Below are 21,681 nucleotides of genomic sequence, written 5' to 3'. Positions count from 1 at the left end.
AAACTGAATACGAACAGCTTTGGCGACCACCACAAACCGCCGCCACCACTCACCCCCGCCCAACCACCAGCCGCTTCTCCCCACCGCTACGACCACCCTCCCGCACGACCCTCGGATGTCTCCGGGTAAAGTCAGGTGGTATCGTCGGCCCGCTTCACCACCAGGAGGCGCCGGGTGGAGGTCCAGGAGACCCGAGTTCAGACCGACCGGGTCCTCACCATCCCGAACATCCTCAGCATGGCGCGTCTCCTTGGCGTACCCCTCTTCCTATGGCTGATTCTTCGCCCGGAGTTCGGCGGGCCGGAGAGCGACGGTTGGGCCCTGCTCGTGCTGGCGCTCAGCGGTGTCAGCGACTACCTGGACGGCAAACTCGCCCGGCGCTGGAATCAGATCAGCAGCCTCGGCCGGCTCCTCGACCCCGCCGCCGACCGGCTCTACATTCTGTCAACATTGGCCGGGCTCACCTGGCGGGAAATTCTTCCTCTCTGGTTGACCGCTGTACTAGTTGCCCGGGAAGTTGTTCTGCTGGTGATGGTCGGCATCCTGCGACGGCATGGTTATCCGCCACCCCAGGTGAACTTTCTGGGCAAGGCGGCCACATTCAACCTGATGTACGCGTTCCCGCTCCTGCTGCTCAGTGACGGCAGCGGATGGATCGCGTCAACCGCCACGGTTTTCGGATGGGCGTTCGCAGGATGGGGTACAACACTCTACTGGTGGGCAGGAATCCTCTACGTGGTTCAAGTCCGCCGACTTGTCAGTGTGGACACCACGGCCGATTGATCCTGCCGTTCGGGCGTCCGCACGACGCGGGATGGCCCGCACCCGATATGTGCGGGAGAATCTTGACGGGTGAAGTCGGCCAGACCGTCGTCTCGCAAGGAGGACGCTTCCGACATGAAGGCCGTCGTGATGGCCGGAGGCGAAGGCACACGCCTTCGCCCCATGACCTCAAGCATGCCCAAGCCGCTCCTGCCCGTGGCCAATCGCCCGATCATGGAGCATGTGCTACGGCTGCTCAAGCGGCATGGGCTCAATGAGACCGTCGTCACCGTTCAGTTCCTGGCCTCCCTGGTCAAGAACTACTTCGGTGACGGTGACGAACTCGGCATGGAGCTCACCTATGCCAATGAGGAGAAGCCACTCGGTACCGCCGGCAGTGTGAAGAATGCCGAAGAAGCGCTGAAGGACGACGCGTTCCTTGTGATCTCCGGCGATGCTCTCACCGATTTCGATCTGACTGATCTGATCAACTTCCACAAGGAAAAGGGCGCACTCGTCACCGTGTGCCTGACCCGGGTACCCAACCCTCTGGAGTTCGGCATCACCATCGTCGACGAAGAGGGAAAGGTGGAGCGCTTTCTCGAGAAGCCGACCTGGGGCCAGGTCTTCTCCGACACGGTGAACACAGGAATTTACGTGATGGAACCAGAAGTGTTCGATTACGTGGAGCCCGACGTCCCCGTCGACTGGTCCGGCGACGTCTTTCCCCAGTTGATGAAAGAGGGCAAGCCGATCTACGGCTACGTGGCCGAGGGCTACTGGGAAGACGTCGGCACGCACGAGAGCTACGTCAAGGCCCAGGCCGACGTGCTCGAAGGCAAGGTCGAGGTGGACATCGACGGCTTCGAGATCTCCCCAGGTGTGTGGGTCGCCGAGGGTGCCGAAGTCCACCCGGACGCCGTCCTGCGCGGCCCGCTGTACATCGGCGACTACGCCAAGGTCGAAGCAGGCGTGGAGATCCGGGAGCACACCGTCGTCGGCTCCAACGTCGTCGTCAAGAGCGGCGCCTTCCTCCACCGCGCCGTGCTCCACGACAACGTATACATCGGACAGCACAGCAATCTGCGCGGCTGCGTCATCGGCAAGAACACCGACATCATGCGCGCCTCCCGCATCGAAGACGGCGCGGTCATCGGCGACGAGTGCCTGGTCGGTGAGGAATCGATTGTTCAGGGCAACGTCCGCGTCTATCCGTTCAAGACCATCGAGGCCGGCGCCTTCGTCAACACCTCGGTGATCTGGGAGTCCCGCGGGCAGGCCCACCTCTTCGGAGCACGTGGCGTCTCCGGCATCCTGAACGTGGAGATCACTCCCGAACTGGCCGTGCGACTCGCCGGCGCCTACGCCACCACCCTGAAGAAGGGCTCTACCGTCACCACGGCCCGCGACCACTCCCGCGGTGCCCGAGCGCTCAAACGCGCCGTGATCTCCGCGCTCCAGGCCAGCGCCATCGACGTACGCGACCTGGAGAACGTGCCGCTGCCGGTGGCGCGACAGCAGACCGCCCGCGGCAGCGCCGGCGGCATCATGATCAGGACCACGCCGGGCGTACCGGACTCGGTGGACATCATGTTCTTCGACGGTCGAGGCGCCGACCTGTCCCAGGGCAGCCAGCGCAAGCTGGACCGGGTGTACGCGCGGCAGGAGTACCGGCGGGCGTTCCCCGGAGAGATCGGAGACCTGCACTTCCCGTCCAGCGTCTTCGACTCGTACACCGGCTCCCTGCTGCGCAACGTGGACATCACGGGCATCGCCGAAGCCGGCCTCAAGGTGGTCGTGGACGCGTCGAACGGCAGCGCCGGACTCGTCCTGCCCAGCCTGCTCGGCCGGCTCGGCGTCGACTCGCTGACCATCAACCCCGGCCTCGACGAGTCACGGCCCACCGAGACCGCTCAGACGCGGCGGGCGGGCCTGGTGCGGCTCGGGGAGATAGTGGCCTCGGCGGGTGCGGCCTTCGGTGTCCGCTTCGACCCGGTCGGCGAGCGGCTGTCCCTGGTCGACGAGAAGGGCCGGATCGTCGAGGACGATCGCGCCCTGCTGGTGATGCTGGACCTGGTCGCCGCCGAGCGTCGCAGCGGGCGGGTGGCGCTGCCGGTGACCACCACCCGGATCGCCGAGCAGGTGGCGGCCTACCACGGCACGCAGGTGGAGTGGACCACCACCTCGCCCGACGACCTCACCCGGGTCGGCCGCGAGGATGCCACGATCTTCGGAGGCGATGGGCGGGGCGCCTTCATCGTGCCCGAGTTCAGCAGCGTCTTCGACGGCACGGCCGCCTTCGTGCGGCTGATCGGTCTGGTCGCCCGTACCCAGCTGACACTCAGCCAGATCGACGCCCGGATCCCGCGGGCGCACGTGCTCCAGCGCGACCTGGCGACCCCGTGGGCGGTGAAGGGGCTCGTCATGCGCCGCATCGTGGAGGCGGCCGGCGACCGGTCCGTCGACACCACCGACGGCGTGCGGGTCGTGGAGGCCGACGGACGCTGGGTGATGGTGCTGCCGGATCCCGCGGAAGCCGTCACCCACCTCTGGGCGGAGGGCCCCGACGACACCTCCGCGCAGGACCTGCTGGAGGAATGGTCCGCCGTCGTGGAGAGCGCCGGTCACTGATCCGCGCACGTCGTCCGGCGCCGGGACCCACCCGGCGCCGGGCGGCGCTCCTCGGCTCCGGCGGAAGCCGTTCGGGGCAGTGGCGCCCGTGCCCGGGCCGCGGCCCGGCGGGGCCGTCCTAACCGTGGGCCCATGCCCGGGCGGCTGTCACGACGTGCAACGATGTGCGGCATGCCGCAGCACCCCGTTCGGAGTATTCCGCCGCACCCCGCGCGCCCGGACGCCTCCATGTCGCTGCTCACCAACGTCATGGACCACAGCCTCGACGAGGGCTACGCGGAGGCGGCCGCCCGGCGCAGGGCGCAGGCCACCGGCGGCCTGCCGCGTCCGCTGCGGGCCAAACTCGGGCTCGCCGTCGGACTGGTCCTCGCCGCTCTGGTGGTGACCGTGGGCGCGGCCCAGGCGCGGGTGGCCGCTCCCGGAGTGGCCAAGGAACACCAGGAGCTGATCGACCGCATCACCAAGGAGACCTCGGCGGCCGACGCGCTCCAGACCCAGGTCGACACGCTCCGCGACGACGTGAGCGCCCGCCAGCACGAGGCACTCAAGAACGGCGGTGACGACCAGGAGAACCTGGTGGAGCTGGTGTCGGGGGCCACAGCGGTGCACGGCCCCGGGGTGAAGCTCGTGGTGGACGACGCCAAATCCGCGCAGTCGGACGGTGGCGGACCGCGGCAGAGCGCCGACTTCTCCGACACCGGCCGGGTACGCGACCGCGACATGCAGCGGGTCGTCAACGGTCTGTGGTCGTCCGGGGCGGAAGCGATCTCGATCAACGGTCAGCGGCTGACCGCCCTGTCCGCGATCCGCGCCGCCGGCGACGCCGTACTCGTCGACAACAGACCGCTGGTGCCGCCGTACACGGTGCTTGCGGTGGGGGACGGGCACCGCATCAGCAGCCGCTTCGCGAACAGCGCCGACGGCATGTACCTGCACGCCCTGCAAGACGACTTCGGGATCAGGTACGGCATCTCCGTCCAGGACGACATCGAGCTGCCCGCGGCACCGAGCGTCATCGTGCGCACAGCAAAGCCAGGATCACCGAAAACAGAGAAGGGCACATCGTGATCGCCGTACTGGGCCTCATCGTGGGAGTCGTGGTGGGTCTGCTGGTCAGGCCCGAGGTTCCCGCAGTGGTCGAGCCGTATCTCCCGATCGCCGTCGTCGCGGCGCTGGACGCCGTCTTCGGCGGGCTGCGGGCGATGCTCGACGGGATCTTCGACGACAAGGTCTTCGTGGTCTCGTTCCTGTCGAACGTGGTCGTGGCGGCGCTGATCGTGTTCCTGGGTGACAAGTTGGGCGTCGGCGCGCAGCTGTCCACCGGTGTCGTCGTGGTCCTCGGTATCCGTATCTTCTCCAACGCGGCCGCCATCCGGCGGCACGTGTTCCGGGCGTGAGGCCGATGAACGGCGACCAGGCACCCACGCACCGCCTACGCGAGGAACTGCCGGCCGAGGTTCCGGCCCAGGAAGCGCACCAGGACGCTGATCCGGGGCAGGACACCCGCGACACCCGTGCGGACCGCACGACCAACGGCTCCGCGTACGGATCCGACGACGCTGCGTCACCGCCCGACGGGCACGGGGCGACCGCCGCGGCGGACCCGGACGAGCCGTCGCCGGGGGAGGCGGTGACCGGCCGGCAGCGGTTGGTGAAGGCGCTGTGGCCACCGCGCGTGAGCCGCGCTCAGCTCATCGTGTCCGTGCTGCTCTGCGGTCTGGGCTTCGGGCTCGTCACCCAGGTCGCGTCGACCAGCGACAACAGCCCGCTGCGCGGTGCGCGTCAGGAGGACCTGGTACGCATCCTCGACGAGCTCGGTGACCGTACGCAGCGTCTCCAGGACGAGAAGCAGAGCCTTCAGGACCAGCGCACCGAGCTGGAGAACAGCTCGAACCAGGCCGAGGAGGCCCGCAAGCAGACCGCCCAGAAGGAGCGGGAACTCGGCGTGCTGGCCGGCACGGTGGCGGCGCAGGGCCCAGGCATCACCCTCACCATCGACGACACCAAGGACGCGGTGCAGCCCGACATGCTGCTGGACACCATCCAGGAGCTGCGCGCCGCCGGCGCCGAGGCGATCCAGGTCGATGACGTACGCATCGTCGTCAACAGCTTTGTCACAGAAGCGAAAGGCGGCGGGATCAGCGTGGACGGTCATAAGATCGGGAAGCCGTATCGTTTCAAGGTGATCGGCAAGCCGGAGGACCTCGAACCCGCGTTGAACATCCCGGGCGGGGTGGTGCAGACGCTGGAGAAGGAGCAGGCCACCGTGACGGTGGAGCGTGCGAAGACCGTTGTGGTCGACGCCTTGCGACCGGCGAAGCGTCCTGACTACGCTCGGTCGTCCTCACGGTGAGGAAGCGGTGCACGGGGGTGCTCCCCGGGAGCAGAGGGAGGCGGGGGGTCGGCGCACCGAGGAAGCGGTGTGTGGTGGAAACTGTCGGGTGCGTACGGACGTTGTGAGGATGTCTGTGTCGCCGACGTATGCCGGTGTGTGCAGTGAGGATCTTCCTGCCCCACGGGCGGGTCTGTATCGGTCAAGGGGAATCGCCCGTGAAGTTGTTTGCGAAGTTGTTCGGCAAGTCCGCACGTGGGGGGCGTGGCGCTGCCGCGGCCCGGCATGCGGCGCAGCCCGGGGGTCCGGCGGGGAACGAGGGGGAGCGCCCGCTGTTCCGTGACGAGACGGCTGCTCCAGGGGGAGACATTTCGGGCGAACGGGGCGCGTCTTCTGTTGACCGTGCCGTACCGGGGCGCATAGGTTTCGGGGAACCGTCAACCTCAAGTACGGGTGGAGGGTTCACACCCGGCCCGTCTGCGTCCCCCGCGGGCCAGCCGCGGCAGGAGGACCCGTCTATGTCGTCCTTGGTCTGTACGAGGTGCGGAAACCGCAATGCGGAGGCCAGCCGTTTCTGCTCCAACTGCGGCGCGCCGCTGCGGGGCGCCGAGCGGCCGTCCGAGACGACGTCCACGATCTCCATCTCCGGCCTCGAGGCCTACGAGGCCGAGGTGACCGGCCAGACGGCGACGCCGGCGCTGTCTCCGGAGGCGCAGGCCGCCGTGGACGCCCTGCCGGTGGGCTCGGCGCTGCTGATCGTGCGCCGTGGGCCCAACTCGGGGAGCCGCTTCCTGCTGGACAGCGACCTGACCACGGCGGGCCGTCACCCGCAGAGTGACATCTTCCTCGACGACGTCACGGTCTCGCGCCGGCACGTGGAATTCCGCCGCGGAGTCGACGGCGTCTTCTCGGTCGCCGACGTGGGCTCCCTGAACGGCACCTACGTCAACCGTGAGCGTATCGACTCGACCACGCTCGCGAACGGCGACGAGGTGCAGATCGGCAAGTACCGGCTGGTCTTCTACGCGAACCAGCGGGGCGCCTGACCGTAGGGAGGCCCATGCTGCAACCACCGAGCGGCGGCGCCTTCGGGGGCGTCGCCGCCGCGGGCGATCGGCCGATGAGCATCGGTGCCGTGCTGAAGGTGCTGCGGGGGGAATTCCCCGAGGTCACCATCTCCAAGATCCGCTTCCTGGAGTCGGAGGGGCTGATCGAGCCCCAGCGCACGCCGTCGGGTTATCGGAAGTTCAGCAGCGCGGACGTGGAGCGCCTGGCCCAGGTGCTTCGGATGCAGCGGGACCACTATCTGCCCCTGAAAGTGATCAAGGCGCATTTGGACGCCCTGGAGCGCGGGGATTCGGCTCCGGTGCCTCCAGGCGGCCGTCAGCGGGGGCAGGGCGGCGATACGCCGCCGTTCGATGAGTTTTCCCCGTACGACCCCTTCGAGGGCGCCCAGGAGCCGACTGCGGCGCGTGTCGGCCGTGCCGAGCTCCTGGCGGCCGCCGGGATCGAGGAGCGCGAGCTGGCCGAGTGGGAGTCGTACGGATTGCTCGCCGCGTTGCCGGACGGCGGATTCGACGCCGGCGCGGTGACGATCGCGGCCCTGGTGGCCGAGCTGGGCCGGTTCGGCATCGAACCGCGGCACCTGCGGGCCATCAAGGCCTCAGCCGACCGCTCCGCCGGCCTGGTCGATCAGGTCGTGGCGCCGCTGCGGCGGCATCGCAACCCGCAGACCCGGGCCCACGCCCAGGCCCGCACCAAGGAGCTGGCCGGACTGGCCGTACGGCTCCATGCCGCACTGGTGCAGAGCGCACTGGATGTACGTCTGCCCTGAAAGATGCGGTATCTGCACTGATTCATGTGATGTGCGCAGGGTGCCCGACTACCCAAACGTGGCAGCCACGTCCTAGGGTTGCTGTGTGAACGAGCTCGACGTCGTAGGTGTCCGGGTGGAGATGCCATCCAACCAGCCGATCGTGCTCCTGCGTGAAGTGGGAGGCGACCGGTACCTCCCCATCTGGATCGGCCCAGGAGAGGCGACCGCGATCGCCTTCGCGCAGCAGGGCATGGCCCCCGCCAGACCGCTGACGCACGACCTGTTCAAGGACGTCCTGGAGGCCGTCGGCCAGGAACTCACCGAGGTCCGCATCACGGACCTGCGTGAGGGCGTCTTCTACGCGGAGCTGGTCTTCGCCAGCGGTGTGGAGGTCAGTGCGCGACCGTCCGACGCCATAGCGCTCGCCCTGCGCACCGGCACGCCGATCTACGGCAGTGACGGCGTGCTGGACGACGCGGGCATCGCCATTCCGGACGAGCAGGAGGACGAGGTGGAGAAGTTCCGCGAGTTCCTCGACCAGATCTCGCCGGAAGACTTCGGTACCAACAGCCAGTGACGGCACAGGGGCGACACGCGGCGCGGGGCGGCCGGATCACGCCACCTCAGCTCCGCGTGCCGGCCGGATCTGGCCGCCACCCGTCTTGGCTCGTGCGGACATTCGGCTAGCCTTTCCCCGCGACGGGGCACGGGAAACCACTCGTAGGGTGATTATCACTCGGCGTGCCGAGTGTGGCGATCGTTGACGCACCCCGGGTGACTGCCTACCGTCGAAGGGCAGGTCAAGGACGGAGGTCGGCGTGGGAAGCAGCGGCGACGGCACGGCTGGGGGCCCCGGGCGCAGTCCGGTGGAGAGCGGTCCCTACCCGCTGCACGGGAGCGCGACCGGTCATGCCCCAGGGGGCTCGACGGCGATAGACCCGGGCGTCGATGCCCAGCCCGTGGACATCGGCTATCGCGGGCCCTCGGCCTGCGCCGCCGCGGGCATCACCTACCGCCAGCTGGACTACTGGGCCCGCACCGGCCTGGTGGAGCCCAGCGTGCGCCCGGCCTACGGCTCCGGGACGCAGCGGCTGTACAGCTTCCGCGACGTCGTCGTCCTGAAGATCGTCAAACGCTTCCTGGACACCGGCGTCTCACTCCAGAACATCCGAGCCGCAGTACGGCACCTGCGCGAACGCGGCTTCCAGGACCTCGAGCGCACCACCCTGATGTGTGACGGCGCCACGGTCTACGAGTGCACGTCGCCCGACGAGGTACATGACCTGCTCCAAGGCGGGCAGGGCGTCTTCGGCATCGCCGTGGGTGTGGTCTGGCGCGATGTGGAGAGCGCCCTCTCCCAACTGCACGGAGAGCGCATCGACACCGGCGAGACACTGATCGGCCACCACCCCGAGGACGAACTCGCCAACCGCCGGCGCCACCGCGCCGTGTGACCCGCCGGGCAGGACGTCCACACGACCGGCGCGCGGCCTCACCGGCGCAGGCCCACCGGCCCGCCCCGCGTCCCGCCGTCACCACACCGGTCCACCGACAGGGCCTTATGGGGCATACCCCCCGCCGAACGGCCCCGGACGTATCCGTTCGGGCCCCGATGTCGGACCCGTAGGGCAGCATCGGACATGTGCGACACGAGCCCACCATCCTGCATCTCGACATGGATGCCTTCTACGCATCCGTGGAACAGGCGGCCAAGCCGAGCCTGCGCGGGAAGGCCGTGATCGTGGGAGGGCTCGGGCCGCGCGGTGTGGTCGCCACCGCCTCGTACGAGGCCCGCCGCTTCGGCGTGCACTCGGCCATGCCGATGGGCCAGGCCCGCCGACTCGCACCACACGCCGCGTATCTGGTCCCCCGCTTCGGGGTCTACCGGGACATCAGCGAGCAGGTGATGAGTCTGCTGCGCCGGCTGTCGCCCCTGGTGGAGCCGCTCAGCCTGGACGAGGCCTTCGTGGACCTGGAGGCCGGCGGCAGCGCCCAGGACGCGGAATCCGCGCGTGCTGCCGGGCGCCGGCTGCGCGCCGACATCAAGCACCGCACCGGACTGACCGGGTCCGTCGGCCTCGCGGCGTCGAAGATGCTCGCGAAAATCGCCTCCGAAGAGGCCAAGCCCGACGGCCTGGTCCTGATAGCGCCCGGGACCGAGCGTGCGCTGCTCGGTCCCATGCCGGTGCGCACCCTGCCCGGCGTCGGCCCGGCGACCGAGAACCACCTGCGCCGAGCCGGCGTCACCACCATCGAGGAGATCGCCGAGGCGGGCGAGGACGAGCTGGTCAGGCTGCTGGGCAAGGCGCACGGCGGCGCGCTGTACGCGATGGCGCTGGCCCATGACGAGCGGCCGGTCGTCGCGGAGCGCGACACCAAGTCCGTCTCCGTGGAGGACACCTACGACATCGACATCCACGACCGGGTGCGGGTCCGTACCGAAGTGCAGAGCCTGGCCGACCGCTGCGTGCGGCGGCTGCGCGAGGCGGGACGTTCAGGCCGAACCGTCGTCCTGAAAGTGCGACGGTACGACTTCTCGACGCTGACCCGGTCCGAGACGCTGCGCGGCCCCACGGACGACCCTGCGGTGGTGCGGGAGGCCGCCGGGCGCCTCCTGGAGGGCGTGGACACCACCGGCGGGGTTCGACTGCTCGGCGTCGGCGTGAGCGGCCTCGCCGACTTCACCCAGGAAGACCTCTTCGCGCAGGCCGCGGAAGCCGCGGAGGCCGCGGAGTCCATCGCCGCACCCGCGCCGGACGGCGACACGCACCCTCCGGAGGAGGACGACGCGGCGCCTGCCCCGGCCGAGCGGCACTGGCTGGCCGGCCACGACGTGCACCACGCCGTGCACGGTCACGGCTGGGTGCAGGGGAGCGGGCTCGGACGGGTCACGGTGCGCTTCGAGACGCCCGGCTCGCCCCCCGGTCGGGTCCGGACCTTCCGGGCGGACGACCCGGAGCTGGAGCCGGCGGAGCCGCTGTCGCTGGTGCCCGAGGCGACGGACGGCGACGCGGTTGCGCCGGCGGTTCCCGCACGCCCCGAAGGCGCGAAGGGCGGCTGACGGGCCGTGGCTCCACCGCGCGGGCGGCCGGCCGGGCTGTCCGACGATCGGCCCCGGCGGGCGCGAGCAACACGCCACCAGACCGTCCTCCGTCGACGCGCGGCGTCAGCCCTCGTCCCGGCCGGCGAGCCGGCCGAAGTCGCGGTCGTCCTCCGACGGCTGCGGCGGTGCTGCCGTGTCCAGGCCGTAGTGGTGGTACAGCTGCAACTCCTGCGCGGGCGAGAGATGGCGCCCCACGCCGAAGTCGGGCGCCTCCTTGATGAGGGCGCGGTCGTACGGCACGCGCAGGGTGCCTTCCTCCAGGCGGCTCGGCTCCAGCGGCACAAAGGCGTCGCGGCTGAAGAGGCCGGTTCGTATGGCCGCCCATTCGGGCACTCCGGTCGCGTCGTCGAGGTACACCTCGTCGACCGTGCCGATCTTCATGCCCTTGCGGTCGAACGCCTTGCGGCCGATGAGGTGACGCGGATCGATGTCGCTCTGCACGGTCCCTCCAACACTCCTCAGCGTTTTCCTCCTGTAGGTCTACGAAAGGACACAATTCGCCCCACGGCCACTCGAACGTTCGCGCGCGAGCGCCGCTGGTAGGCTGACCATGGCTGTTGAAAACGTGCGGGAGAGCCCCGGCCGGCATCGCGGGGCGCCGAAGGAGCAAATCCTCCCCGGAATCTCTCAGGCCCCAGTACCGCATGGACGAGGTCACTCTGGAAAGCAGAGCGGAGGCCGAAAGCCTTCCGTTCTCACCGACGGTGAAAGCCGGGCGCGCCATCCACGGGCCGGTGAAGCTCTCAGGTTGAGATGACAGAGGGGGAGGCCGTTCGGGCACCCCGCGCCGTGGTGTCCCTCGCAGGTCGATCAGACCAGGAGGCCTCCGCAATGACCCGTACACGCACTCCGCTCGCCCGGCTGGAAGCCGGCGTCCCGTTCACCGAGCGGCACATCGGACCTGACGCCGAGGCCCTGGCCAAGATGCTCGCCCAGGTCGGCTACGGCTCGCTGGACGAGCTCACCGCCGCCGCCGTACCAGAAGTGATCAAGGACGTCGAGGCGGTGGAGCTGCCCGACGCGCGCACCGAGGCCGAGGTGCTGGCCGAGCTGCGCACCCTGGCCGAGCGCAACGAGGTGCTGGCTTCCATGATCGGGCTCGGCTACTACGGCACGTTCACCCCGCCCGTCATCCTGCGCAACGTCATGGAGAACCCGGCCTGGTACACCGCGTACACGCCGTACCAGCCGGAGATCTCGCAGGGCCGACTGGAGGCGCTGCTCAACTTCCAGACGACGGTGGCCGATCTGACCGGGCTGCCCACCTCGGGCGCCTCGCTGCTCGACGAGGGCACGGCGGCGGCCGAGGCGATGGCTCTGTCGCGTCGGGTCGGCAAGGTCAAGGACGGTGTCTACCTGGTCGACGCCGATGCGCTGCCGCAGACCATCGCCGTGATCCAGACCCGTGCGGAGCCGACCGGCGTCGAGGTGGTCGTCGCCGACCTCTCGTCCGGCATCCCGGCCCAGGTCGCCGAGCGTGGCGTCGTGGGCGTGCTCGTGCAGTACCCGGGCGCCTCCGGCGCGGTGCGCGACATCCGGCCCGTCATCGAGCAGGCGCACGACCTGGGCGCCGTCGTCACGGTCGCCGCCGACCTGCTCGCCCTCACCCTGCTGACCTCGCCCGGCGAACTGGGCGCGGACATCGCCGTCGGCACCACCCAGCGCTTCGGCGTGCCCATGGGCTTCGGCGGGCCGCACGCCGGCTACCTGGCGGTCCGCGAGAAGTTCGCCCGCAGCCTGCCCGGCCGCCTGGTGGGCGTCTCCGTCGACGCCGACGGCCACCGGGCCTATCGCCTGGCGTTGCAGACCCGCGAGCAGCACATCCGCCGCGAGAAGGCCACCAGCAACATCTGCACGGCCCAGGTGCTGCTGGCCGTCATGGCCGGCATGTACGCGGTGTACCACGGCCCCGAGGGCCTGCGGACCATCGCACGGCGCACCCACCGCTTCGCCACCCTGCTCGCCGCCGGCCTGCGGAACGGCGGTGTCGAGATCGTGCACGACGCCTTCTTCGACACCGTCACCGCACGGGTGCCGGGCCGGGCCGCCAAGATCGTCAAGGCCGCCCGCCGGGACGGCGTGAACCTGCGGCTCGTCGACGCCGACCACGTCGGCATGGCCTGCGACGAGACCACCACGCGCGACCTGCTCGGCACGGTGTGGACGGCGTTCGGCGTGGAGGCGGACGTGACGGCGCTCGACGACGCCGTCACCGGGGCCGGGGCCGACCGGGGCGGCGATCCGGCGGCCGACGGCGACGTGCTGCCCGCGGCGCTGCTGCGCACCGACGAGTACCTGACCCACCCGGTCTTCCACCAGTACCGCTCCGAGACGGCCATGCTGCGGTACCTGCGCCGGCTCGCCGACCGCGACTACGCCCTCGACCGCGGCATGATCCCGCTCGGCTCCTGCACGATGAAGCTGAACGCCACCACGGAGATGGAGCCCGTCACCTGGCCCCAGTTCGGCGCCCTGCACCCCTTCGCGCCCGCCGAGCAGGCCCAGGGCTATCTGACGCTGATCGAAGAGCTCCAGGAGCAGCTCGCCCGGATCACCGGCTACGACCAGGTGTCCCTCCAGCCCAACGCCGGCTCCCAGGGCGAGTTCGCCGGGCTGCTCGCCGTGCGTGGATACCACCGGGCGCGCGGCGACGAGCAGCGCACCGTCTGCCTCATCCCGTCCTCGGCGCACGGCACCAACGCGGCGAGCGCCGTGCTGGCCGGGATGCAGGTCGTCGTCGTGAAGACCGCGGAGGACGGCGAGATCGACGTCGACGACCTGCGGGCCAAGATCGAACAACACGGCGACCGGCTGGCCGTCCTCATGATCACGTATCCGTCCACGCACGGTGTGTTCGAGGAGCACGTCGCCGACATCTGCGCCGCCGTGCACGACGCGGGCGGGCAGGTGTACGTCGACGGGGCCAACCTGAACGCCCTGATGGGTCTCGCCAGGCCGGGCCGGTTCGGCGGCGACGTGTCGCACCTCAACCTGCACAAGACGTTCTGCATCCCGCACGGCGGCGGCGGTCCCGGCGTCGGTCCGGTGGCGGTGCGCGAGCACCTCGCGCCGTATCTCCCCAACCACCCGCTGCAACCGGCCGCGGGGCCCGCCACCGGTATCGGGCCGATCTCCGCGGCACCCTGGGGATCGGCGGGCATCCTGCCGATCTCCTGGGCCTTCGTCCGCCTGATGGGCGGTGCGGGACTCAAGCGCGCCACGCAGGTCGCGGTGCTCAGCGCCAACTACGTCGCCAAGCGCCTCGAGCCGCACTACCCGGTGCTCTACACCGGTCCCGGCGGCCTCGTCGCGCACGAGTGCATCGTGGACCTGAGGCCGCTCACCAAGGCGACCGGCGTGAGCGTGGACGACGTCGCCAAGCGGCTGATCGACTACGGCTTCCACGCGCCGACGATGTCGTTCCCGGTGGCCGGCACGCTGATGATCGAGCCTACCGAGAGCGAGGACCTGGCCGAGCTCGACCGGTTCTGCGATGCGATGATCGCCATTCGTACGGAGATCGAGCAGGTCGCGTCGGGGGCGCTGCCCGCCGACGACAATCCGCTGCGGAACGCGCCGCACACGGCGGCCTGCCTCGCCGGGGACTGGGAGCACTCCTACAGCCGGCAGGACGCGGTGTTCCCGGCCGGCGTGGTGGCAGCGGAGAAGTACTGGCCGCCGGTGCGCCGGATCGACCAGGCGTACGGGGACCGGAACCTGGTCTGCGCCTGCCCGCCGCTCGACGCCTACCAGGACTGACCGGCACCCCGTCCGCGCGAGACGGACAGGCCCCCCGTCCCGGGCTCGCTGAGCTCGGAACGGGGGGCCCGTCACGACAGGGGGTCCGTCGTGACAGGCGGGGGCCGCCCGGGGTGGGGTCGGCCCCTGCCTGTCGGTAGCGCGGCGGTGCTTCAGCGCACCCAAGCGCGACCGGTCATGCCGCGGTCACCATCCGGCCCGGTGCCAGCGGGCGGTGCGGGGCGATGATCTGCCCGTCGGGCAGCAGCTCGCCGGTGTCCTCGAAGAGCAGGACGCCGTTGCACAGCAGGCTCCAGCCCTGCTCCGGGTGGTACGCCACGGGATGGGCGGCTTCCCGGTCGGGAGAGTCTGCTGACGGGCAAGGTGGTTGGTGCTGGCACATGGATGGGATCTTTCGCTGCGAAGTGGTGTCTGTCCCGCGGCTCGATGCGGTGTTCATGCCGCCCCCCGTGTCGGTTGGGTCCTGTCCCCAGTCTCGCCCCGCGGGCGTGCGTCCGCAGGGATTTCGCGGCAGTGCTCCTCACTGTGTGAGGACGCGTCACTCGCCCGGACGGTTCAGCACAACCGTGGCCTTTCGACGGGGCGTTCGCAGCCTACGCCAGGTCGTGGGGAAGGCGTGCGTGGGCCTCAGGCGGGCGATCCCAGCAACGGCGGCGCGGCGAGGCGCTGGGTGAGCACCGGCAGGAGCTCGCCGAAGCGATGTGGCCGGTGCGCCGCGATGCCGGGCGGCGCGGGGGCCAGCGGCACGAGCATGTCCGAGGGCGCCGGGTGGCCCGTGTCGCCGTCCGCTGTGATGTCGCCGTGCAGCCAGAGCGTCAGCATGTACAGCTCGGGCACGGACAGCAGCCGCGGCTGGTAGGGGGCCGGCAGGCTTTCGGCCTGCTGGAGTGCCTGTTCGGTGGCGGCCACGTACGGTCCCTCGAAGAAGCGCGAGAACGCCCAGCCGTCCGGGGTGAGCATGGTGTCCGCCGCTGCCACGGTCTGCCCGCCGCAGCGGATCAGGAACCGCCAGGAGGTGATCCGGGTGGGCGTGCGCCCGGACAGGGTGACGCGGTCGAGCACATGGACCGGCAGGGGGTACTCGGCGGTCGCGGGATGCTGCTCGGTGGCGGCACGCAGGGCGGGGGTGGGAGCCTCACGGACGGCGGTGGGGGAGCCGAGCGCGGTGAGGACGCTGCGCTGGGCCGGCGCAGGGGCGAGGGGGACATGAAGCGGCATGGTGGGTCGCCTCTCGATCGACAGGCACGATGAACCGGGACGGCAGCTGAATAGTGCTGACGACGCTGTCGGCTGTCGGCTGTCGGGCGCGGTGGCAGGAATGGCTGGGAACGGCGCCCGCCGGCTTCAACTCTCTGCCCCGGTCCGCGAAGTTTATACGACACGTGTTCCCACGGTGTTTCGCCTAGCTGTCCGAGGTATTGCAGACAAGGAGCAATTCGGACATCGTGCTGTGGAATTGAACCAGGATTTTTTCGGAGGGCGAGTCCATGACCTGCCGTGATTTCCCGAGAAGGGACGGCTGATTCTCGTCTACGATTTTCATCACATGTGCGCCCGAAACTGAGAGGCGTCCGGCGTAGGCTCCGTCATCGTGCATGCCTCCGGGCGGTCGGGGCAGGCTCGGTACTCATGCCCCAGGAATGTGCCGGACGCCCCTACCATCGGGAGGTTACCCGTTCGGCGGCGCACTCCCGGGCGTTATCGATCACTCGACCCGGGGCATCATCCTCCGTGACCCGATGCCCGGGTCGCCAGCCGCCCAGTCGAGGAAGGACGCTTCGATGGGGGAGAAGGTCGTGGCAGGCGAGTTCGACCTGTCCGATCGGCAGCAGTACCGCGAGAAGCTCCAGCGGTGCCTGTCGGTGCTGACGAGGCTGTTCCAGGAGGAGCGCTTCGATCGGCCCAGGAATCTGATGGGTCTGGAGATAGAGTTGAATCTCGCGGGGCCCGACGGCATGCCGAGGATGATGAATGCGCAAGTGCTCGAGCGCATCGCCAGTCGCGATTTCCAGACCGAGCTGGGAATGTTCAATCTGGAAGTGAACATCGCGCCGCACCGCTTGGGAGACCGCGTTCTCGATCGCCTCGCCGAGGAGTTGCGCACCGGTCTCGGCTATGCGGACCGAAAGGCGAAGGAGGTGGATGCCGGCATTGTGATGATCGGCATTCTGCCCACCCTGGCCCGCCAGGACCTGGTATCCGCGAACCTTTCCGACGTCGACCGTTACGCACTGCTCAACGACCAGATCGTGGCCGCCCGCGGTGAGGACTTCACGCTCGACATCGACGGCGTCGAGCGGCTCACGTGCACCTCGGCCTCGATCGCTCCGGAGGCCGCCTGCACCTCCGTGCAGTTGCACCTCCAGGTCACTCCGAGCCGCTTCGCCGATGTGTGGAACGCCGCGCAGGCGGTGGCCGCAGCGCAGATCGCCGTCGGTGCCAACGCGCCGTTCCTCTTCGGCCACGAGCTGTGGCGCGAGTCCAGGCCGCCGCTGTTCCAGCAGTCCATCGACACCCGACCGCCCGAGCTGCGTGCGCAGGGCGTACGGCCCCGCACCTGGTTCGGCGAGCGCTGGATCGATTCTGCACTGGACCTCTTCGAGGAGAACCTGCGCTATTTCCCGGCGTTGCTGCCCATCCGCGACGACGAGGACCCGGAGCAGGTGCTCGCCGATGGCGGGGTCCCCCGACTCGGCGAGCTGGTGCTGCACAACGGCACGGTCTACCGCTGGAACCGTCCTGTGTACGGCGTCGCTGACGGCGCTCCGCATCTGCGGGTGGAGAACCGCGTCCTGCCCGCCGGCCCCACGGTCATCGACGTCGTCGCCAACGCTGCCTTCTACTACGGCCTGGTCAGGGCGCTCGCCGAGGAGCCGCGTCCGGTGTGGACCAGGTTGCCGTTCGAGGCAGCGGCGGCCAATTTCGACGCCGCCTGCCGCTACGGGATCGAGGCCCGGCTGGAATGGCCGCGGCCCGGGCGGCACGGCGGCACCGGCACCATGGACTCCGTCGCGCTGGTGCACGACGAACTGCTGCCGCTGGCCGCAGCCGGCCTCGACGCCTGGGGAGTCGAGCCCGCCGACCGCGATCTGTACCTGGGCGTGATCGAGGGCCGCTGCGTGCGTCGCCAGAACGGTGCCTCCTGGCAGGCCGCGACCTTCCACCGGGCACTCGACTCCGGCCTGGAGCGCCCGGCGGCGCTGGCCGCCACCACCCGCCGGTACGCGGAGCTGATGCGGGGCGGGGAGCCCGTGCACACCTGGCCGGTGACTGACCCGGAGGGGTGGTGACGGACCTGGTTCGGTCGGTCTCGGTCCCACCGGCCGGTGCGTTCGCCATGATCTGCCGTACCGGCCGGGCCACCTGGTCACCCCTACCGGCCCGGCCGGCGTGGCAGGATTCCGCTCATGACCGGGCGCACCCGGCAGAGCGGCAGGGTGCGTGCGGTGCACGGGACCCAAGCCGCTCGACGAGTGGAGGCAGGTGTGCAGACGCAGGCGGGCCCGGTGTCCGAAGGGTCAGCCGCTGAGGGGTTGCCGCGCCGCGTGCTGCGCACCGAGACGCTGCTGGTCCTGGCCCTCTCGCTGGGGGCGAGCGGCGTGTCCGCGGTGATCAGCTTCATCGGGTCGGTCACCAAGCCCGGCGGCCTGAAGGACCAGGCGGCCACCATGAACGCCTCCGCAGCGCCCGGCCGGCCCTGGCTGGACCTCGCCTGGCAACTGTTCGGCATCACGACCGCCCTGGTGCCGGTGGCCCTTGTCGCGCATCTGCTGCTGCGCGAGGGAGCGCCCGGGCTGCGCACCGTCGGCTTCGACCGGAGCCGCCCCCGGCCGGACCTCGCACGCGGTGCGGTGGTCGCCGCGGTGATCGGCAGTATCGGCATCGCGTTCTACCTGGCGGCCCGCGGGCTCGGGTTCAACCTGACCGTGGTGCCGGAGGCGCTGCCCGCGGTGTGGTGGAAGTTTCCCGTCCTCATCCTGTCGGCGGTGCAGAACGCGGTGCTCGAAGAAGTGATCGTGGTCGGTTACCTGCTGCGCCGCCTGGGCCAGCAGGGATGGAAACCGCGTAACGCGCTCCTGGCCAGTTCCGTGCTCCGCGGGTCGTACCACCTGTACCAGGGCATCGGCGGCTTCTTCGGGAACATGGCCATGGGTGTCGTCTTCGTCCTCCTCTACCGTCGCTGGGGTCGCGTCGGCCCCCTGGTCGCGGCGCACTCCCTGCTGGACATCGGGGCGTTCGTGGGTTACGCGCTGCTCGCCGGCAAGGTCGGCTGGCTGCCGACGGCGTGAGCGGGGCCTGAGCGTGCTGGTCAGGCCAGGAGTTCCCCGTCGATGACGGTGACGGCACGACCGCTGAGCAGGGTGCGTTCGGCGCGCAGCTCGGTGCGGACGAGTCCGGTGCGCGCGGCGCCCTGAAGGCCGGTCAGCGTCGTCAGCCCCAGGCGCTTCGACCACAGCGGGGCGAGCGCCGTGTGCGCGCTGCCGGTGACCGGGTCCTCGTCGATGCCGAGCCGCGGGAAGAAGCAGCGGCAGACGTAGTCGTAACCGGCGGTGGGATCGGCGGCCGGTGCGGTCGCGATGATGCCGCGCCGCGAGTGCCGCACCAGGGCGCGGTGATCCGGGGCGAGGGCGTGCACCGTCGCCTCGTCGGCGAGTTCCACGAGGAGGTCCCCGACGTGCGGCCCGGTGTCGTGGGCGCCCAGCGGCTCGGCGCCGAGCGCTTCGACCACCCCGTCCGGGACGTCGGTCTCCGTGAGCGGCGCGGTCGGGAAGTCCATGGTGATGCTGCCGTCCGGCTGTGGCTCGGTGATGAGGGTGCCGGAGCGGCTGGCGAAGCGCACCGGCCCTTCGGCGGCGCCCGTGGTGTGCAGGACGTGCGCGGTGGCCAGCGTGGCGTGTCCGCACAGGTCGACCTCGGCGAGCGGGGTGCACCAGCGCAGCGCCCAGTCCGCCTCGCCCCCGGCGGGCAGCGGATGCGCGAAGGCGGTCTCCGACAGATTGACCTCAGCGGCGACCCGCTGCATCCAGGCGTCGTCCGGGAAGGCGTCGAGGAGAACGACGCCTGCCGGGTTACCCCCGAAGGGGCGGTCGGTGAAGGCGTCGACGATTCGGATTCGCATGACAGAAACGCTAGAGGCGGATCAGGGCAGGTCACCAAGTCCAATTCAGAAGATCTGGCCTCTGACGGCAGGGCATCGGCCGGTGTGAGGGGCCCACCGGAGCATTCGCCAGCACCACGGGCGCTGAGCCGTCCGGGGCGGTGATCCGTCCGCGGACGGTGATCCGCCGGCGGCCGGAGACTCGGGAACGCCGCCCTGCCCGCGCGGGGCCGGGCGGCGCTGCCTCGCTGCTACCGGGCTCCGGCCCGGCCGCCGCTCAGGCGTGTTGCGGAACCTCGTCCTTGAGCAGGGAACGGACCTGTTCCCGCAGCTCCGGGCTGTCCTCGTGGCCGTGCACCGACACGGCGTGCTCGGTCGCGGCCCGTACCACTTCGTCCTCCTCACCGGAGATGGCGAGGCTGCACTGCGTCTCGCTCGGGAAATCACGGCAATCGGCGACCTTTCGCATGCCACACACCTCCTCCCTTTCCAGCGTAGGCCCGGTGCGGGGATCGACCGGAGCACGTTTCCCTGGACACCCGACCGTTCCCGATATATCGTTGACGTATCGAGAGTGCTCGATGATAGATCTACGCGACCGATCAACGGTGGAAGGAGTGGTTGCGATGCGTCCCTACGGACACGAACACGAGCACGGACAGGGAAGCGGCGCGTGTGGGCCCGGCCATCACGGTCGGGGCGGCTTCGAGAGGCGGCGTTCCAGCTTCGGTTCCTTCGGACCCGGCGGCTGGGACGGCCGAGGGGGCTGGAACGGCCGCGGCGGACGAGGCGGATCGCGGGGCAGGGCGCGGCGCGGCGATGTGCGCGCCTCGATCCTCGCCCTGCTGAAAGAGCGTCCGATGCACGGCTACGAGATGATCCAGGAGATCGCCGAGCGCAGCGGGGGAGTGTGGAAGCCGAGCCCCGGCTCGGTCTACCCCACCCTTCAGCTGCTGGAGGACGAGGGTCTGATCACCAGCACCAGCGAGGGCGGCAAGCGGCTGTTCTCGCTCACCGAGTCGGGGCGGGAAGCTGCCGACAAGGGCTCCGAGGCACCCTGGGAAGAGGCCGGTCGCGGCGTCGACTGGGAGACGCTGAACGAGATCCGGCAGGCCGGTTTCGGCCTGATGGAGGCTTTCGGCCAGGTCTGGAAGACCGGCACCAAGGACCAGCGCGAGAAGGCGCTGGCGGTGATCAACGACGCCCGCAAGAAGCTGTACCTGATCCTCGCCGACGAGGACTGACCCCTCACCCTCGGCCATCTCGGGCCCCGTGCAAGGATCCGTGCACGACCCGTACCGGCACCGCGGCCTGTGAAGCCGATGAGAATCAGCCGCCGGTTGAGGGGAATTACCGCATCGTATGGCGCACCGACAGGCACCCCGGGAGAATATGCGGGGTGCCTGTTCCGTGTCGTGCGTTCGCCCGTCGACGGATGGCAGGGTCCATGGCAAGTCGGCACGCGCTGGCAGCACTTGAAGCGGGCCGGAAGTCATTCTTGAGAAGGAGAGTCCAAGTATGGATGCCCAACCAGCGTTGGACGTGAGAATGCTTCCTGCCGCTGATGTCCTGGTCCCACGGGGCTGATGGGGTAGGCGAGTGCCAGCCTCTATTCCGCGTCGGCCCGCGGACCGCGGACCCAACCGTGTCGAGCTTGACGCCAGGCTCAGCGCCGAACTGCTCTCCGCGATGGCCGGTGCCCGGCGCCGCGCAGCGCGGGACGGGGACCGCCAGATCGACACCGCGCACCTGCTGCATTCCCTGCTGGAATCCGATCAGGATGTCCGGCTGGTTTTCGACGCTGCGGCCCTTGCGCGCCTCCTCGGCTACCTCGTGCAGCGCAGCATCGGTTACGGATTGCAGTGGCAGAGCGCCGTCGAGGACTCCAGCGGCGTGCCGGCCGTGGCGGACGCCGGCTGGTCGCCCGCCGCGGCCTTCGCCATGGACGCTGCCCGCAAGCGTTCCGAAAAGCGTGGGGACAGCCAGGCCCGTGGCCTCGACCTGCTCGCCGCGCTCACCACGGACAGCGAGTGCCGGGCCGTCGAAGTGCTGGGCCGAGCCGGGGTCCAGGTGGCGGACCTGGAGACCCGTATCGAAACGGCCGAGGACGGGGCGCCGGACGACACCTAGGTCCTGTCGTCAAACTCCCGTCGTTGCCCGAAGGGCGGTCCGGCGGCGTC

Annotated in this window: 20 protein-coding genes and 1 riboswitch; of the genes, 15 read left to right on the top strand and 5 right to left on the bottom strand. The window is 70.0% G+C overall.

All coding sequences use genetic code 11. From position 1 onward, the window contains the following. Window positions 1-174 precede the first annotated feature (174 nt). From clsA to NQO67_RS32400, 10 genes are all read left to right on the top strand, one after another. Window positions 175-783, top strand: a complete 609-nt coding sequence (gene clsA / locus NQO67_RS32445) for a cardiolipin synthase ClsA (protein ID WP_255953928.1) — start codon at window positions 175-177, stop codon at window positions 781-783. Between the two features lie 114 nt (window positions 784-897). Continuing rightward, a complete protein-coding gene (locus NQO67_RS32440) occupies window positions 898-3,393 on the top strand; it encodes a mannose-1-phosphate guanyltransferase (protein WP_255953927.1) in 2,496 nt (831 codons plus the stop codon). A 162-nt stretch (window positions 3,394-3,555) separates the two neighbouring features. After that, window positions 3,556-4,461 (top strand): DUF881 domain-containing protein, encoded by a 906-nt coding sequence (locus tag NQO67_RS32435; protein ID WP_255953938.1) that lies wholly within the window; start codon window positions 3,556-3,558, stop codon window positions 4,459-4,461. Then, window positions 4,458-4,790 carry a small basic family protein gene (locus NQO67_RS32430; RefSeq protein WP_040255169.1) on the top strand — a complete coding sequence of 111 codons (333 nt, stop codon included), beginning with the start codon at window positions 4,458-4,460 and terminating at the stop codon, window positions 4,788-4,790. The genes NQO67_RS32435 and NQO67_RS32430 overlap by 4 nt, the downstream gene beginning before the upstream one ends. A 5-nt stretch (window positions 4,791-4,795) precedes the next feature. Further along, window positions 4,796-5,746, top strand: a complete 951-nt coding sequence (locus tag NQO67_RS32425) for a DUF881 domain-containing protein (protein ID WP_255953926.1) — start codon at window positions 4,796-4,798, stop codon at window positions 5,744-5,746. A 497-nt stretch (window positions 5,747-6,243) separates the two neighbouring features. After that, window positions 6,244-6,771: an FHA domain-containing protein gene (locus NQO67_RS43980; RefSeq protein WP_305126536.1), complete on the top strand. Its 528-nt coding sequence runs from the start codon at window positions 6,244-6,246 to the stop codon at window positions 6,769-6,771. Between the two features lie 14 nt (window positions 6,772-6,785). Further along, window positions 6,786-7,559, top strand: coding sequence for a transcriptional regulator FtsR (gene ftsR, locus NQO67_RS32415; protein ID WP_255953925.1), 774 nt, complete (start codon window positions 6,786-6,788; stop codon window positions 7,557-7,559). Window positions 7,560-7,644: 85 nt separating this feature from the next. Then, window positions 7,645-8,118, top strand: coding sequence for a bifunctional nuclease family protein (locus NQO67_RS32410; protein ID WP_006123076.1), 474 nt, complete (start codon window positions 7,645-7,647; stop codon window positions 8,116-8,118). Window positions 8,119-8,359: 241 nt separating this feature from the next. Beyond that, window positions 8,360-8,995, top strand: coding sequence for a MerR family transcriptional regulator (locus NQO67_RS32405; RefSeq protein ID WP_255953924.1), 636 nt, complete (start codon window positions 8,360-8,362; stop codon window positions 8,993-8,995). Window positions 8,996-9,183: 188 nt separating this feature from the next. Next, window positions 9,184-10,602: a DNA polymerase IV gene (locus tag NQO67_RS32400; RefSeq protein WP_255953923.1), complete on the top strand. Its 1,419-nt coding sequence runs from the start codon at window positions 9,184-9,186 to the stop codon at window positions 10,600-10,602. 105 nt (window positions 10,603-10,707) lie between these two features. On the opposite strand, the gene NQO67_RS32395 is transcribed toward NQO67_RS32400, so the two are convergent. Next, window positions 10,708-11,085: a PRC-barrel domain-containing protein gene (locus NQO67_RS32395; RefSeq protein ID WP_255953922.1), complete on the bottom strand. Its 378-nt coding sequence runs from the start codon at window positions 11,083-11,085 to the stop codon at window positions 10,708-10,710. 117 nt (window positions 11,086-11,202) lie between these two features. Beyond that, window positions 11,203-11,297: riboswitch (glycine riboswitch) on the top strand. Between the two features lie 178 nt (window positions 11,298-11,475). Here NQO67_RS32395 and gcvP point away from each other — a divergent pair. After that, on the top strand, window positions 11,476-14,403 hold the full coding sequence (gcvP, locus tag NQO67_RS32390; protein ID WP_255953921.1) for an aminomethyl-transferring glycine dehydrogenase: 2,928 nt from the start codon (window positions 11,476-11,478) through the stop codon (window positions 14,401-14,403). A gap of 175 nt (window positions 14,404-14,578) precedes the next feature. On the opposite strand, the gene NQO67_RS32385 is transcribed toward gcvP, so the two are convergent. Then, window positions 14,579-14,785, bottom strand: a complete 207-nt coding sequence (locus NQO67_RS32385) for a DUF5999 family protein (RefSeq protein WP_305126535.1) — start codon at window positions 14,783-14,785, stop codon at window positions 14,579-14,581. Window positions 14,786-15,030: 245 nt separating this feature from the next. Then, window positions 15,031-15,621 carry a hypothetical protein gene (locus NQO67_RS32380; RefSeq protein WP_255953919.1) on the bottom strand — a complete coding sequence of 197 codons (591 nt, stop codon included), beginning with the start codon at window positions 15,619-15,621 and terminating at the stop codon, window positions 15,031-15,033. Window positions 15,622-16,184: 563 nt separating this feature from the next. Here NQO67_RS32380 and NQO67_RS32375 point away from each other — a divergent pair. Both NQO67_RS32375 and NQO67_RS32370 read left to right on the top strand, forming a co-directional pair. Further along, the gene (locus tag NQO67_RS32375; RefSeq protein WP_255953918.1) at window positions 16,185-17,693 is read left to right on the top strand and encodes a glutamate-cysteine ligase family protein; all 1,509 of its coding nucleotides are present in this window, start codon (window positions 16,185-16,187) and stop codon (window positions 17,691-17,693) included. 195 nt (window positions 17,694-17,888) lie between these two features. Then, window positions 17,889-18,692: a CPBP family intramembrane glutamic endopeptidase gene (locus NQO67_RS32370; RefSeq protein WP_255953917.1), complete on the top strand. Its 804-nt coding sequence runs from the start codon at window positions 17,889-17,891 to the stop codon at window positions 18,690-18,692. A gap of 20 nt (window positions 18,693-18,712) precedes the next feature. Here NQO67_RS32370 and NQO67_RS32365 read toward each other — a convergent pair whose 3' ends face one another. Both NQO67_RS32365 and NQO67_RS32360 read right to left on the bottom strand, forming a co-directional pair. Then, window positions 18,713-19,522, bottom strand: coding sequence for a PhzF family phenazine biosynthesis protein (locus NQO67_RS32365; protein ID WP_255953916.1), 810 nt, complete (start codon window positions 19,520-19,522; stop codon window positions 18,713-18,715). 256 nt (window positions 19,523-19,778) lie between these two features. Further along, window positions 19,779-19,970, bottom strand: a complete 192-nt coding sequence (locus NQO67_RS32360) for a DUF1059 domain-containing protein (RefSeq protein WP_255953915.1) — start codon at window positions 19,968-19,970, stop codon at window positions 19,779-19,781. 157 nt (window positions 19,971-20,127) lie between these two features. Here NQO67_RS32360 and NQO67_RS32355 point away from each other — a divergent pair, with 157 nt between their 5' ends. Then, entirely contained in the window at window positions 20,128-20,745 is a 618-nt protein-coding gene (locus tag NQO67_RS32355) for a PadR family transcriptional regulator (protein ID WP_255953914.1), read from the top strand. 355 nt (window positions 20,746-21,100) lie between these two features. Beyond that, window positions 21,101-21,631 (top strand): Clp protease N-terminal domain-containing protein, encoded by a 531-nt coding sequence (locus NQO67_RS32350; protein WP_255953913.1) that lies wholly within the window; start codon window positions 21,101-21,103, stop codon window positions 21,629-21,631. Window positions 21,632-21,681: the final 50 nt, after the last annotated feature.

Source organism: Streptomyces odontomachi (assembly GCF_024435355.1).
Taxonomy (GTDB): Bacteria; Actinomycetota; Actinomycetes; order Streptomycetales; family Streptomycetaceae; genus Streptomyces; species Streptomyces odontomachi.
The sequence above is the reverse complement of the archived record's forward strand: the minus strand, read 5'-3'. Positions and strand labels throughout refer to the sequence as shown.